This is a genomic window from Ruminococcus sp. (assembly GCF_024691275.1).
In the GTDB taxonomy this organism is placed as follows: domain Bacteria; phylum Bacillota; class Clostridia; order Oscillospirales; family Ruminococcaceae; genus Ruminococcus.
This window is the reverse complement of the sequence record NZ_JAILNU010000005.1, coordinates 26,809-41,335: the sequence shown is the minus strand read 5'-3', so window position 1 is coordinate 41,335 and position 14,527 is coordinate 26,809. Positions and strand designations below refer to the sequence as shown.

The window sequence follows — 14,527 nt, the reverse complement described above, 5'->3', positions numbered from 1 at the left end:
AGTAGGGGCGACGTATTCCGCACGTTACAGCGGCTCAAAAGTGATCGCTTTTGCGGTAATTCAGGTGGCACCACGGGTATTATGCCCCGTCCTGTAGTTTCAGGACGGGGCTTTTTGTATTCCTGCTCGTCCTGTGCACATATTTATATAATGAAAGGAAATTTATTTATGAAGCACATTGATGTCAAGGAGATAATCTCCACAAAGGACTATGTAGGTAAGCAGGTAACTGTATGCGGCTGGGTACGTACATCACGTAACTCCAAGAGCGTAGCATTCGTTGAAGTAAACGACGGAACTTCGCTTAAAAATATCCAGGTCGTTGTTGACAAGGGCGACAGCGACTACAAAGAGCCAAGAGTTGGTATGTCCGTAAAGGTAACAGGTACAGCTGTTGAGGGCAGAAACGAGACTGTTGAGATAAACGCACTTCCTGACGGTATCACTATTCTCGGTGATGCTCCTACAGACTATCCGCTCCAGAAGAAGGGCCATACACTTGAATTCCTTCGTACTATCCCTCACCTCAGAGGCAGAACGAACACATTCAACGCTGTATGGAGAGTACGTTCTGTACTCGCGGCAGCTATCCACGAATACTTCCAGACACACAACTATGTATATGTAAATACTCCTCTTATCACAGGCAGCGACTGTGAGGGAGCAGGTGAGATGTTCCAGGTAACAACTATCGGTTACAGCAAGGACTACAAGAACGAGGAAGAGTACTACGCTAACGACTTCTTCGGCAGAAAGGCCGGACTTTCAGTATCAGGACAGCTCGAAGGCGAAATGGCTGCAATGGCTATGGGTAAGATATACACATTCGGACCTTCATTCAGAGCTGAGAACTCCAATACTCCTAAGCACCTTGCTGAATTCTGGCACGTTGAGCCTGAGGTAGCATTCGCAGAACTCGATGACGTTATCGAGATCGCTGAGAATATGCTTAAATTCGTTATCCGCAAGCTCCTTGATACCTGTCCTGATGATATGAAGTTCTTCGACGCACACTTTGAAAAGGGACTTATTGCACGTCTTGAAGAGCTCATCTCCCACGACTTTGCAAGAGTAGCATATACAGAGGCTATCGACCTTCTCAAGAAATCGGGCGAGAACTTCGTATACCCTGTAGAGTGGGGCTGCGACCTCCAGACAGAGCACGAGAGATACCTTTCCGAGAAGGTATTCAAGAAGGCTGTATTCGTTACAGACTATCCGAAGGAGATAAAGTCCTTCTACATGAAGCAGAACCCCGACGGAAAGACAGTTGCAGCTGTTGACCTCCTTGTACCGGGTGTCGGCGAGATCATCGGCGGCAGCGAGCGTGAGGCTGACTATGAGAAGCTTATCGCTGCTATGAACGAGAGAAAGATGAACCTCGACCTCTACAGCGACTACCTCGACCTCAGAAAGTTTGGCTCAGTACCTCACGGCGGCTTCGGTCTCGGCTTTGAGAGACTTATCATGTACACAACAGGCATGGCAAATATCCGTGACGTAATACTGTTCCCGAGAACAGTAGGTTCTATCAGATAATTTAACGTAATGACTATGTAGGGAACGCCGCCCTCGGCGTTCCGCAAAAACAATAATTTATATTGGAACGTCGGGGACGGCGTTACCTACTCCAAAACGTACAGCAACAGAGAGCATCAATGGCGCTGCTTTCTGTATAAAATATCAAGTAAAGGAAAGTGATTAATTATGTCAAGATCGCTGTATATCCCGGAGGGCTATAAATCAGCCCTCACACTCAGAGAAACTCAACACGCAATCAAGTACATCAAGGACGTATTCCAGCAGGCTCTCTCTTTTGCACTTACTCTGGACAGAGTAACAGCTCCTCTTATTGTTAAAAAGGGCAGCGGTATAAATGACGACCTCAACGGCGTTGAGCGCAAGGTGGATTTCGATATCAAGGAGATCGCCGCAGAAGCAGAAGTAGTTCAGTCGCTTGCCAAGTGGAAGCGTATGGCTCTCTATCGTTATGGCTACGGTGCAGGAGAGGGTATATATACAGATATGAACGCTATCCGCCGCGATGATGATACAGACAATACTCACTCTATCTTTGTTGACCAGTGGGACTGGGAAAAGGTCATCACACGCGAGCAGAGAAATATCGACTTCCTGAAAGATGCTGTTAAGTCTATAGTAAAAGCTATAGCTTACACAAAGCGCAAGGTAAGTCTCCGCTATCCTCAGATAGCAGGCAAGATATGCGATGAGCCTTACTTCATCACCACTCAGGAGCTTGAGGATATGTATCCCGACAAAACAGGTCATGAGCGTGAGCGTCTTATAACCAAGGAGCACGGTACGGTATTCCTTATGGGTATCGGTGGAAAGCTTTCAAGCGGCGAAAAGCACGACGGAAGAGCTCCTGACTACGACGACTGGTCACTCAACGGTGATATCCTTTTCTGGGACGAAACTCTTGATGATTCTCTGGAGGTATCCTCTATGGGTATCCGTGTTGATGCGGATTCACTTAAAAAGCAGCTTGCTGAATGCGGTGCTGAGGACAGAATGCAGTACAAGTACCACCAGATGATAGCAGATGGCACACTTCCGCTGACTATCGGCGGCGGCATCGGTCAGTCAAGACTTTGTATGCTTCTTCTTAAAAAGGCACATATCGGCGAAGTACAGTCCTCGATATGGTCTGATGAAATGATCGAAAAGTGTGCAGCTAACGGCATTACACTGCTCTGAGAAATATTTTGCTTTGAAATAACAGACGATCATATTTATTTTCCCCGCCTTTGGTGGGGAAAATGTATATATAATAAGAATTCTTCATGCACGGTGTAGAGCATTATAGCTCTTTAATTGAAACATTGATAATTAATAAGAGTTGCAGTATTTATGGAGAAATAAAATGGATATGAACAAGATAATACCCAAAGTCGGCTCGGCGATAACAACAGTGACGGTTTTTATTTTTGCAGTATTTCGGATAATCAATTATGATATGGGCAGCTTCTTTGTCTGCCTCATACTGCCGATAGGTTTTATCATGATGACGGCAGGTCTGCATTATGAGTGCGAAAACGAACGCAAAGTTGTTGCGAATATCGGTCTGACCCTTGCGACGGTGTATAGCGTGTTTATTATGCTCGTTTATTTTTCACAGCTGACCACGGTAAAAAACGACCAGCTTAACGAACAGGCGGCAAAACTTCTGAACTTCGGCAATTTGGGACTTATCTTCTACTATGACCTCCTCGGATACGGTATGATGGCTCTTTCTACTTTCTTCACAGGACTTTCGATGAAGTCAGAGAGAAAGGCGGACAAGTGGCTGAAAGCTCTTATGATGATACACGGCGTGTTATATTTTAGCTGCACGTTTATGCCAATAACAGGAATGTTCTCAAAAATGTCGTCCGGCGGCGACAGCAACGGCGGAAATTTGGCTCTTATAGCGTGGTGTGTGTATTTTTTGCCTATAGGAATCCTTTCTTTTCTTCATTTCAGCAACAAATGTGATAATGAAAAATAACATAGCATCTGTGAATGATGTTTGATTTAAACTATAATGCCCCGTATCGGTCAGCAAGTCGGTTCGGGGCTGTGTTTGTATTATTAGGATTGCGATAGTTTACTTTGACTAACATACTGACTTTTATCTGCGATGTGATTGACAAAAATATATTAATAAGGTATAATTAGTCTTGAATTTGTTTTTAGGAGATGTTGATATGACCCCTGAGGTTTACGAAAAATATGAGATAATAGATGCTCATGCTCATATTTTCCCTGAAAAAATAGCTGAAATAGCTACTGATAGTATCGGAAACTTTTATGAACTCCCAATGAGCGGTATGGGCATGAGTGAGAAACTCATCGAATCAGGCAGCAAGATAGGCGTTAGTCTGTACCTTGTTTGCTCAACCGCAACTACACCTCGTCAGACAGATAATATCAATCATTTTATAGCAAGTGAATGTGCAGCACACAGCTGCTTTTACGGATTTGGAACTACTCATCCCGATTCCGAGGATCTTGAAGCTGATATAAAGCAGATAAGGGAACTCGGACTTCACGGTGTAAAGCTGCACCCTGATTTTCAGAAGTTCAATGCGGATTCGCCTGAAGCCTTCAGGATCTATGAGCTTATGGGCGAAGATCTTCCGCTGCTTATACACTGCGGAGATGCGAGATATGACTATTCGGCTCCTCAGCGTATAAAGAGGATACACGAAAATTTCCCGAAGCTCAAGCTTATAGCTGCTCATCTTGGCGGTTATCAGCAGTGGGACGCTGCGGAGGAGTGCCTTGCAGATCTGGAGAACGTAAAATTCGATGTCAGCAGTTCGCTTGCGTTCCTCACTCCTGAAAGAGCCGCAGGAATTGTGCGCAAATACGGTGTCGAGAACTGCTTCTTCGGAGTTGATTTCCCAATGTGGAGCCATGATGACGAGCTTATGCGCTTTTTGAAGTTAGGCTTTACAGAAGATGAGAACCGAAAGATATTCTCAGGCAACTTCAAGGAGTTCGTTGGCATAAAGTAAAAACAACGCCGCACCAAAAGTGCGGCGTTCAGCTTGTAGGAAAATTTGATTTATTAAGGGAACGCCTTCACTTGCAAGGCGTTCCCTCTTTTAAAACAGTCCACTGGACTGTTTTAAAATTCACCCTTTGCGAAGCGCTTTGCGTATTTTGGGCGCTGCCCAAACCCGCCAGAGACGCCGCCTCTGGACTCCGCCAAAGGAACAAAGTCCCTTTGGAATCCCTTTCATAGCTGATTCGACTTTTTACAAAACTTGACAGTAAGCATTATATATGCTATGATAAAACAAAAACTGAAAGGATAGTTACCGTGATAAAGGAAATAGTAAGAGACGAGGCAGTTCTCTGCATCAAGTCAGAGCCTGCCACAAGAGCCGATATGCAGACCGTCCGCGACCTGCTCGACACAGTGAAAGCCAACGAGGAGCGCTGTGTGGGTATGGCTGCAAACATGATAGGAGTTCACAAGACCATACTCGTAGCCCTCATCGGTGACGAGTACGTGGCAATGATAAATCCTAAGATAGTGGATAAGTCCAAGGAGACTTACGATACCGAGGAGGGCTGCCTTTCGCTTACGGGAGTTCGCAGCGTTACTCGCCATAAGATTATCACCGTTGAGTACCTCGATAAGAAGTTCAAGCGCCGCCGTGGGATTTTCCGCGATTTCGAGGCGGAGATAATCCAGCATGAGATAGACCATTTCAGCGGTATTATCATCTGATATCAGAGCATTTCCACAGTATCGGTCAGCTGATACTCGTCTTTGTCGAAGTAGTGCCACCACTCGCTGTGCAGTCCTTCAAAGCCGTTTTCAGCCATGATCTTTTCGAGAAGCAGGGAATTCTTCTTTGCTTCTTCGGGAGTATCGGTGTAGTCTCTGTTTGCGCGTGACGAGAAGTCGTCGAACTCCGAAGGCATAGCAACAGGTGAGCCGTCTGTGCGGACAAGGCTTATATCCACGGTATTTCCGCGGGCATGAGCAGTTATGGTCTTGCGTGGGTCGGCTACGAAATCAGGGTCAGGACAGACCTCCCAGAGCCTGAACTGAGCTTCCATAGGTCTGTAAGCGTCCCATATGACCAGCTTCAAGCCGTGTTTTTTCAGTTCATTCTGAACAGCCATGAGCTTTTTAACGGTCCCGTAGCAGAGATAAGCTTCGGGGCTTTTGTATATCACCTTACCCGTGAAGTTATTGGCAGTTGCATAGCGCAGGTCGATAACTGCATCGGGGATATATTCGCGTATAAGCACGAGCTGCCCGTCCTCGGGGACAGGCAGCAGTGCTTTTTTTATATTGTCGTGCATTTTATCAGCCTCTGAGCTCTGCACCGATAGCGTTGAGAGCCTTGAGAACGCGCTTCATAGCACCGTCAGCCTGCTCATCGGTGAGAGTGCCGTCGTGTGAGCGCATAGAGATAGAGTAAGCGATACTCTTCTTGCCGTTCTTCTTCATGTCGTCGCTGCGGTAAACGTCGAAGAGAGTAACCTTTTCGAGTATCTTTCCGACAGCGCCCTTGATAGCCTTTTCAAGCTCTGCAACAGGTGTATCCTCGTCAACAAGGAGACTGAGGTCACGGGTAGTAGCAGGGAACTTAGGAAGCGGCTGGTATGTGATCTTGTTTGCGGCAGCAGCCATGAGCTCGGGGATATTGAGCTTTGCAACATAAGTCTTTACGCCGATCTCGTAAGTTTCCTGAACGTCAGGGTGAACTTCGCCCATGATGCCGAGGTAAGCACCGTCCTTGATGATAACAGCGCTTCTGCCCGGGTGGAGAGCGTACTTCTCGTCGAATTCATCGCAGTCGCCTGCGCGTACATACTCAACATCGCTGATCTTCAGCTCGTCGAGTATCTGTTCTACCATGCCCTTGAGGGTATAGAAGTCAGCGTCGTCGCCGTACATACCGATAGTAAGTCTCTGGGGCTCATCAGGGAGAGAGTAATTGTACTTATGCTTCTGTTTGCCGCTGTTAGCGAGAGTATCGCCGTTGATGAAAGGCTTCTCGACCTCAGCCGGGAGGTACTCCTTAGCGATCTCAAAGAGACAAGCCTTGTCGTTGCGGTTGTTGTAGTTGAATGAGAGAACGTCCAGCATTGAAGGGATAGTGGAAGTTCTCATAACGCTTGTGTCCTCACCGAGAGGATTAACAATTCTTACTACCTTGCGGAGCTTGCTGTCAGCAGGGAGCTTTATCTTGTCGAAGTACTTAGGGGATACGAATGAGTAGGTAGCAATCTCGTAGCCGCCGAGAGATACGGCAGCATTTCTCAGTGTACGAGCGAACTTCTGCTCCTCAGTGAACTCAGCTCTTGCAACTCCGCGGAAGTCGGTGGAAGGAATGTTGTTGTAGCCGTAGATACGAGCAACTTCCTCAGCAACGTCAGCCTTGCAGCCGATGTCTATACGGAATGAAGGAGCTATTACCTTGCCGTTCTCGACCTTGAATTCAAGTCTTTCGAGATACTTTATCATATCAGCCTCGGAGATATCTGTACCGAGGAAATTGTTTATCCAATCTGCGCTGAAATCAACTGTAGCAGGAGTCTTGTCAGTATAATCGCAGTCGATAACAGTGTTGAGAACTTCGCCTGCGCCGAGTTCTTCAACGAGCTCGAAGGCTCTCTTCAGGCAGGTCATGGAGATAAGTCTGTCAACGCCCTTTTCGTAACGAGCAGAAGCGTCGGATTTAAGGCGGAGCTTCTTGGAGGTCTGTCTTACCTGAGTAGGCTCGAAGTAAGCGGACTCGAATACAACAGTTGTTGTATCGTCCATGATACCGCTGTACTCGCCGCCCATGATACCTGCAACTGCAACAGGCTTCTTCTCGTCAGCTATAACGAGCATATCCTCTGTGAGCTCACGCTCAACGCCGTCGAGGGTCATGATCTTCTCGCCGTTCTTAGCGTTGCGGACGTTGATATGAGCTCCCTCAACGTAGCGGAGGTCGAAAGCGTGCATAGGCTGACCGTATTCGAGCATAACGTAGTTTGTGATATCAACGAAGTTATTGATAGGACGAACGCCGCTTGCACGAAGTCTCTCTCTCATCCATCTTGGAGAAGGACCTATCTTTACGTTTTTAACGATACCTGCGCAGTATCTCTGGCACTTTTCCGTGTTGTGGATATCAACTTTGAGCATTGAGTTTATATCGCCGTCAACGCCCTTGAACTCGGGAGCTTTTACCTTGAGTTCAGTGCCGTAGGTAGCGGCTGTCTCTCTTGCAAGACCGATAACGCTGAGACAGTCCGGGCGGTTTGAGGTTATCTCGAACTCAACGGAAGTATCGTCGAGACCGATAGCAGTGTGGATATCCTCGCCAAGCTTGCAGTCCTCCTCGATGACGAAAACGCCCTCGGGGTCTGCGTATGGGAAGTCATGAGCTGTGAGACCGAGAGTATCGAGTCCGCAGAACATACCGAAGCTCTCAACTCCGCGCATCTTGCACTTCTTTATTTTGCCCTCGGGGAGAACAGCTCCGTCAAGAGCAACGGGAACGAGGTCGCCCTCCTTGACGTTCTTAGCGTTTGTAACTATCTGTATAGGAGCATCTGTACCGATGTCCACCTGACAAACGAACAAAGCGTCTGCGTTTTCGTGAGGGCCTTTCGAGAGTATCTTACCAACTACAACGTTGGAGATATTGCTTCCCTCTTTTTCGTAGCATTCTACCTTAGAGCCGCTCATTGTGAGGGCGTGGCAGAAATCCTTTATAGGCATATCGGCTTTAACGTAATCGCCGAGCCATTTCATAGATAAATTCATATCTTTTTTCCTTTCGATTTATTTGAAATATCATCATACTTTTCGTGTATTCAATATTCGATGAATTTAGCATGAGGACAGAGCTCTTTCAACTGCTTTGCAGTCTCATTGAATACTTTCCTGTTTTCTTCATTGAACTTTTTTTGCTGCCGAATATATTCTTTTTGGCAAATTTTCTTATTGTCAGCTTTTTTCCGCTTTGTAATTCGAGCTTTATATAAGAAAAATCAGTTAATTCGTGGTTTTGTATTCTTTTAACCTGTTTCGGACGAATAATAACGATATCATCATACCTGACAGCTATAGGTATCTCAAATGTAACGAAGAATTCGCTGAGAAAGAAATGCGTGTCATAAAATGATATCGTACAGTTTTCAAGCAGGTCTTCGATATGGGGAAGCACCTCTTTCAGCTTTTTTAGTCTTTTGCTGTACAGAAATATATTGAGCCATGTGAGAAAAGCAACTGACAGAAGCAGTACCCATATCAAGCATTCGGCATACAGCGTTTCAAGATCCATTCCCACAGATGTGAGCTTTATTATGCAGTATATTATTACAAGAACGATAACAGGGATAAGTATGATATGAGGCAAATAGCTTTTTTTAAGTGCCTGTCTGTAGCGTTCCATGCTCAGAACTGTTCTAAGAAGCGAACATCGTTTTCATAGAGGAGACGGAGGTCGTTGATATCGTAACGTCCCATTACCATTCTTTCAAGTCCGAGACCGAATGCGAAGCCTGAATACTCCTCAGGGTCGATACCGCAGTTTTCAAGGACCTTCGGGTGAACCATGCCTGCGCCGAGAAGCTCGATATAGCCCTCGTCCTTACACATTGAGCAGCCCTTTCCGCCGCAGTTGAAGCAGCTTATATCAACTTCGCAGCTTGGCTCGGTGAAGGGGAAGTGGTGAGGACGGAAACGGAGCTTGCAGTCGTTGCCATAGAGCTTCTTCATGAGCATTTCGAGAGTGCCCTTGAGGTCGCTCATTGTGATGCCCTTGTCAACTACGAGACCCTCTATCTGGTGGAAGAGAGGGGAGTGAGTAGCATCAACAGCGTCCGAACGGAAAACACGACCGGGAGAGATGATACGGATAGGTGGCTTCTGGTTTTCCATAACGTGAACCTGTACTGAAGAGGTCTGTGTACGGAGGAGGACTGTCTCGTTAGTGCCCTCGATATAGAAAGTATCCTGAGTATCTCTTGCAGGGTGATCCGGTGGGAGATTAAGAGCCTCGAATACATGGTAATCGTCGTCAATCTCGGGGCCGTCAGCGATATTGAAGCCCATGCCGATGAATATTTCTCTGATCTCGTTCTCTACCTTTGTAAGTGGGTGGAGCTTGCCGAATGGAGCGTGTTTACCGGGGAGAGTGATGTCGATCTTTTCCTCTGCCAGCTTAGCAGCCTGAGCGTTTGCTTTAAGTGAAGCGAGCTTGCTGCCGAGAGCTTCTTCGATATCAGCTCTTACCTTGTTAGCGAGCTGACCGATAACAGGCCTTTCTTCTGCGGAGAGCTTACCCATCTGTTTTAAGATAGCGGTGAGCTCACCTTTTTTTCCGAGGAATTTTATCCTCAGGTCGTCCAGCGCCTTGATCTCGGTGCAGGATTCGAGCTCCTGCTTAGCCAGCGCTTCGATTTTTTCAAGCTGTTCTTTCATTGTTTCACCTCAGAATGATTTTGTGTGTAGGGGGGCGATGCCCACATCGCTCCGTTGGTGTTGTTCATAAGGACGGGCTGATGTGGGCATCAGCCGCTGCAAATATTATGTGTCGTGACTAAATAAAAAAGTCCTGCCCTAAAGGACAAGACTTAAACCTTGCTTTTATACCACCTTTGGTCAGGAGAGCCGACACTCTCTTGTCTTTAACGCAGACCTACGTCGTCAGCCTACAACGCGAACCTTTCGGCAGGCGCTTCCGCTCCGCCCCTCGTGAGTGAACTTCGGTATGCATAGTTACGGAGCGCTCGCACCTTTTCGCTCCTCTCTGCGGAAACTGTCACAAACTTACTCTCTCAGTCAACGGGTTATAAACTAATTATATACGCAGAAATAAAAAAAATCAAGTGCTTTTTGAAAAAAAGTCTCATCAGAGATAACACTTGTGAAAAAAAGATGAAGCCGATTAAAAAATTGAATGGTTTTGTTGCAATCTGACGGAAAATGTGATATTATAGTATTACAATTATAATATAAGAAATGAAATGGAGTTAAAAAATGGATAATTTTGCTGAACAGCTTGTAAAAAAGAATGAGACCTCGTCCGATAAGACGCGCCGTGTACTGATGATAGTGGTAGGCATACTATTCTCTGCTGCGCTCGCAGTACTTGCGCTGCTTCAGCTGAGAAATCCGCTGGTGGCACTGTTAGGGCTTGTGCTTGCGGTGATATCGGGCTATGGAACGTTCAATATAGTGCAGAACACCTATGTTGAGTACGAGTACGCATTTACCAACGGAGAGCTTGACGTTGACAAGATAATCGCAAAGAAGAAGCGCCGCGAGATGATCTCGACCAATGTAAGGCAGTTCACCGCTTTCGGTAAGTACAGCGATGATCTTGAAGAGACAGAGGATATGACTGTGATATTTGCGACGGATAATATAGCTTCACACGAGTATTATGCTGATTTCAACGATGAGACAGTTGGCTCTGCGAGACTTGTGTTTTCTCCTGATGAGAGAATGCTGGAGAACATAACCAAGTTCCTTCCTGCAAGGTTAAGAGCTAAGGAGCTTTAAGGAGTTTCGGAATGGGGGGGGATGAGATTCGCAAAAGGGAAGTCATTGTAGGAATGGCTGTTCTTTTACTTTACACGGTCGGACTGATATTCGTGAGCAGCTTTCACGAGCTTTGGTTCGACGAGACACAGGCGTGGCAGATAGCAAAAAGCGCATCGTATAAGGATATGTTTACGGTAGTACCGCATTATGAGGGACACTCGCCGCTCTGGCATCTTATACTCTCGGTCTTTGCGAAGAACGGCGCACCTGTGGATATCACGCTAAAGGCTGTAAATATAACCTTCTGTACGTTGGCAATGGCGCTGCTCATATTCAAGGCACCGTTCCCGAAGCCTGTGAAGTATCTGCTGCCGTTTACGTATTTTTTCTTTTTCCATTACGGGATATACAATCGTCCGTACTCCATCACCATGATCGCATTCTGCCTCATGGCGATGACCTGCAAGGAACGCAATACCAAGCCGCTGAGATATATCCTTTCGATGATACTGTTCTGCATGACTACAGCGTTCGGCATCATGATAGCAGGCGGACTGTGTATAGCGTGGACTATCGAGATAATCGCGGAGCTCATCAGGAACAAGGAGATGCAACTTTTCTGGAAGGACAGGAGATTTTATACTCTCTGCCTGATACTTGTTATAGCTGTAGTGCTTATACTGATGATAACGCCTGCGGAGGACTGCTATTACGGCGGCATTGAAAACAAAGGATCACTCGGCGAGGTGCTTACGAATACCGATCATTACAAAACGCTCCTGATACTTCCTTTTGAGAGCTGGAGCGGCATTATGATCGGTCTTGACGGCGATAAGGAATATATACCTGTACTTGCAGCCGAGCTTATTATCGGAACTGTTTTATGGCTTGCGTTGATATTGCTGACGAAGAAAAACAGAAAGCTGATGACATTTTTGGTGCCGTATATAATTATGACGGCTTTTATGTCATTCCACTATATGTCGGCACATCATATCGGTATAAGCTCATTGTTTCATGTATTCATATTCTGGATAATTGCAGAGCAGGAGGGAGGCATACAGCTCCCTGCTATTTTTGTGAAAATGAAAAACAGCATTGATTCGCCGCTGATACGCAAAGCTGTCTGCGGTATCGGGATAATTGTCTGCATCATGCCTGTAGTATACAGTATCGGAGCTTCATACATGGATATAAAGGGCGAGTGCGGCATAAGCAGGTTTGCCGAAATAATCAAGGAGAATCATCTTGAAGACAGGAAGATAATGGCAAAATGGAATGTCACATATGATGAATCTGCTGACAGCGGTTTGGCTTCGGACAATATGTTCAAGGTACTTGAAATGCCTTCAAAACATGGTAGAGTATTGGAAAACAGGACATACCTTATGGGAGATCCTGTGATGATCCTGCCATACTTTGACAGAAACATTTTTATGAATTTCAATGTTGACTGTCCTGATGATCTTTATATGCACTACAAGTATAAAGAGGACGCTGACGCAGTATTTGAAAGCTGGCGTGAAAAGGGACTGCCTGATCTCATAGTAGACTATTGTCCTATAGATGAGGTGTATGACGAAGAAACACTGGACGGTGTAAAGTATCTGCCGGTGTATCTGTTGGAATACAATTTGTTTTATAAGCTTGATATCAACACATATTATGAGCGTTTATATTTACGTGAAGACCTGTTCAAAGAGTATCCGCAGCTGAAGTGGATAGACGATCAGAGTGGTAACATTTTTGAAAGAAAATGATTGGAAAATATGATAGGAGTGTAGATGCGTATTATGATAGGCAAAAATGATAAAAAAGGATTTTGGACTGGTCTTGCGGTACTTGCCGTATATGCTTTGGGACTGATATTCGTCAGCTGTTTCCACGAGCTTTGGTTCGACGAGACGCAGGCGTGGCAGATAGCAAAAAGCGCGTCGTATAAGGATATGTTTACGGTAGTACCGCATTATGAGGGACACCCGCCGCTCTGGCATCTTATACTCTCGGTCTTTGCGAAGAACGGCGCACCTGTGGATATCACGCTGAAGGCTATAAATATAACCTTCTGTACGGTGGCAATGGCACTGCTCATATTCAAGGCACCGTTCCCGAAGCCTGTGAAGTATCTGCTGCCGTTTACGTATTTTTTCTTTTTCCATTACGGGATATACAGTCGCCCGTACTCGATAACGATGATCGCATTCTTCCTTATGGCGATGACCTACAAAGAGCGCAATACTCACTCGTTAAAGTATGTTCTTTCGCTTATACTGCTTTGCCTGTCGACGGCATTCGGCATAATGATAGCAGGCGGACTGTGTATAGCATGGACTATCGAGATAATCGCGGAGCTCATCAGGAACAAGAAGATGCACCTTTTCTGGAAGGACAGGAGATTCTATTCTCTCTGCCTGATACTTGCCGTCGCAGTTGTTCTCATACTGATGATAATACCTGCGGAGGACTGCTACTATCCTACTTCGGACAATGATATAACATTGCTGAACCTGACAAGCTACAAGCTGATATCTATATTCCCGTTTGAGAGCTGGAGCGGTACTATGATAGGACTTTCGGGATTGAAGGAATACTCAGCGATATTTTATGTGGAGCTGCCGATAGGTATAGCAATGTGGATAGCACTTATCTCCATAACAGCAAAAAACAGGAAACTTCTCACGTTCATCGTGCCGTATTTGTTAATGTCATTGTTCATGGTATTCAAGTATATGTCGGCATATCATCTTGGTATAGGCGCACTTCTGCACATATTCATATTCTGGGTTATGCTTGATGAAAACGGAAAAATCGAGTTTCCTGAATATATGAAGAAGATATGGGCAGGTATAGATTCTGCACTGATAAAAAAGGCTGCTGTCGGACTGGGAGTATTTCTTGCGGTAATGCCTATAGTTTACAGTGGTGTTGCTTCATTTCATGATATAAAGAAGCAGTGCGGCTTCACATGGGCTGCAAAGTTTATAAAGGACAATCACCTTGAGGACAGGAAGATACTTGCTGCATGGCAGGCATTGGAAGTAGATACAAAGGAAAAAGATGAAGATAAATACAAGTATATGTTCCAGCAGCTTGAACTCCCTTCCAAACACAGGGAAATAAAGCAGCACTATACTTACGTGCAGGGAGATGCAGCTATGATCCAGCCGTATTTCGACAAAAACATCTTTATCAACTTCAATGTTGACTGTCCTGATGATCTGTATATGCACTACAAGTACAAAGAGGACGTTGAAGCAGTGTTTGCAAGCTGGCGTGAAAAAGGACTGCCTGATTTCATAATAGGCTACTGCCCTATAGATGAGGTATATGGTGAAGAGATGCTGGAGGGCGTGAAGTATCTTCCCGTTGCGAGAAAAGAAATGCTGAACTTCTTTAAACTTGACGAAGATGACTACACAGACAGTATATATATCAGAGAAGACCTTCTTGACGAATATCCGCAGCTGAAGTGGATAGACGATCAGACGGGAAATGTTTACGAAAGAAAATAAA

The 14,527-nt window shown here is 45.6% G+C and carries 12 protein-coding genes; 8 read left to right on the top strand and 4 right to left on the bottom strand.

Translation table 11 applies throughout. The features are described from left to right. Positions 1-168 precede the first annotated feature (168 nt). The 5 genes from asnS to K6G33_RS00600 all read left to right on the top strand — a co-directional run bounded on the left by asnS (position 169) and on the right by K6G33_RS00600 (position 5,242). Positions 169-1,539, top strand: coding sequence for an asparagine--tRNA ligase (asnS, locus tag K6G33_RS00620; protein ID WP_296775114.1), 1,371 nt, complete (start codon positions 169-171; stop codon positions 1,537-1,539). 168 nt (positions 1,540-1,707) lie between these two features. After that, on the top strand, positions 1,708-2,718 hold the full coding sequence (gene asnA, locus K6G33_RS00615; RefSeq protein WP_296775112.1) for an aspartate--ammonia ligase: 1,011 nt from the start codon (positions 1,708-1,710) through the stop codon (positions 2,716-2,718). Positions 2,719-2,884: 166 nt separating this feature from the next. Beyond that, a complete protein-coding gene (locus tag K6G33_RS00610) occupies positions 2,885-3,508 on the top strand; it encodes a hypothetical protein (RefSeq protein ID WP_296775111.1) in 624 nt (207 codons plus the stop codon). 199 nt (positions 3,509-3,707) lie between these two features. Continuing rightward, on the top strand, positions 3,708-4,520 hold the full coding sequence (locus K6G33_RS00605; protein ID WP_296775109.1) for an amidohydrolase family protein: 813 nt from the start codon (positions 3,708-3,710) through the stop codon (positions 4,518-4,520). Between the two features lie 308 nt (positions 4,521-4,828). After that, on the top strand, positions 4,829-5,242 hold the full coding sequence (locus tag K6G33_RS00600) for a peptide deformylase (RefSeq protein WP_296775106.1): 414 nt from the start codon (positions 4,829-4,831) through the stop codon (positions 5,240-5,242). A gap of 2 nt (positions 5,243-5,244) precedes the next feature. Here K6G33_RS00600 and K6G33_RS00595 read toward each other — a convergent pair whose 3' ends face one another. The 4 genes from K6G33_RS00595 to pheS all read right to left on the bottom strand — a co-directional run bounded on the left by K6G33_RS00595 (position 5,245) and on the right by pheS (position 9,949). Continuing rightward, positions 5,245-5,826, bottom strand: a complete 582-nt coding sequence (locus tag K6G33_RS00595; RefSeq protein WP_296775104.1) for a M15 family metallopeptidase — start codon at positions 5,824-5,826, stop codon at positions 5,245-5,247. A gap of 4 nt (positions 5,827-5,830) precedes the next feature. Further along, on the bottom strand, positions 5,831-8,287 hold the full coding sequence (gene pheT / locus K6G33_RS00590) for a phenylalanine--tRNA ligase subunit beta (protein ID WP_296775101.1): 2,457 nt from the start codon (positions 8,285-8,287) through the stop codon (positions 5,831-5,833). A gap of 88 nt (positions 8,288-8,375) precedes the next feature. Beyond that, positions 8,376-8,918, bottom strand: coding sequence for a hypothetical protein (locus K6G33_RS00585; protein WP_296775098.1), 543 nt, complete (start codon positions 8,916-8,918; stop codon positions 8,376-8,378). A gap of 2 nt (positions 8,919-8,920) precedes the next feature. Then, entirely contained in the window at positions 8,921-9,949 is a 1,029-nt protein-coding gene (gene pheS, locus K6G33_RS00580; protein WP_296775096.1) for a phenylalanine--tRNA ligase subunit alpha, read from the bottom strand. A 558-nt stretch (positions 9,950-10,507) separates the two neighbouring features. On the opposite strand from pheS, the gene K6G33_RS00575 reads away from it, so the two are divergent. Genes K6G33_RS00575 through K6G33_RS00565 form a run of 3 tightly spaced genes read left to right on the top strand, consistent with a single transcriptional unit; the run spans position 10,508 to position 14,526 of the window. Then, positions 10,508-11,032, top strand: a complete 525-nt coding sequence (locus K6G33_RS00575) for a hypothetical protein (RefSeq protein ID WP_296775095.1) — start codon at positions 10,508-10,510, stop codon at positions 11,030-11,032. Positions 11,033-11,043: 11 nt separating this feature from the next. Then, positions 11,044-12,774: a hypothetical protein gene (locus tag K6G33_RS00570; RefSeq protein ID WP_296775092.1), complete on the top strand. Its 1,731-nt coding sequence runs from the start codon at positions 11,044-11,046 to the stop codon at positions 12,772-12,774. 24 nt (positions 12,775-12,798) lie between these two features. Beyond that, entirely contained in the window at positions 12,799-14,526 is a 1,728-nt protein-coding gene (locus tag K6G33_RS00565) for a hypothetical protein (RefSeq protein WP_296775089.1), read from the top strand. The last annotated feature ends 1 nt before the right edge of the window (position 14,527 follow it).

Excerpts from the sequence above, each read along its gene's own strand:
- asnS (WP_296775114.1), top strand. The coding sequence starts at position 169 with ATGAAGCACATTGATGTCAAGGAGATAATCTCCACAAAGGACTATGTA.
- asnA (WP_296775112.1), top strand. The coding sequence starts at position 1,708 with ATGTCAAGATCGCTGTATATCCCGGAGGGCTATAAATCAGCCCTCACA.
- K6G33_RS00610 (WP_296775111.1), top strand. The coding sequence starts at position 2,885 with ATGGATATGAACAAGATAATACCCAAAGTCGGCTCGGCGATAACAACA.
- K6G33_RS00605 (WP_296775109.1), top strand. The coding sequence starts at position 3,708 with ATGACCCCTGAGGTTTACGAAAAATATGAGATAATAGATGCTCATGCT.
- K6G33_RS00595 (WP_296775104.1), bottom strand. The coding sequence starts at position 5,826 with ATGCACGACAATATAAAAAAAGCACTGCTGCCTGTCCCCGAGGACGGG.
- pheT (WP_296775101.1), bottom strand. The coding sequence starts at position 8,287 with ATGAATTTATCTATGAAATGGCTCGGCGATTACGTTAAAGCCGATATG.
- K6G33_RS00585 (WP_296775098.1), bottom strand. The coding sequence starts at position 8,918 with ATGGAACGCTACAGACAGGCACTTAAAAAAAGCTATTTGCCTCATATC.
- pheS (WP_296775096.1), bottom strand. The coding sequence starts at position 9,949 with ATGAAAGAACAGCTTGAAAAAATCGAAGCGCTGGCTAAGCAGGAGCTC.
- K6G33_RS00575 (WP_296775095.1), top strand. The coding sequence starts at position 10,508 with ATGGATAATTTTGCTGAACAGCTTGTAAAAAAGAATGAGACCTCGTCC.
- K6G33_RS00570 (WP_296775092.1), top strand. The coding sequence starts at position 11,044 with ATGGGGGGGGATGAGATTCGCAAAAGGGAAGTCATTGTAGGAATGGCT.
- K6G33_RS00565 (WP_296775089.1), top strand. The coding sequence starts at position 12,799 with ATGCGTATTATGATAGGCAAAAATGATAAAAAAGGATTTTGGACTGGT.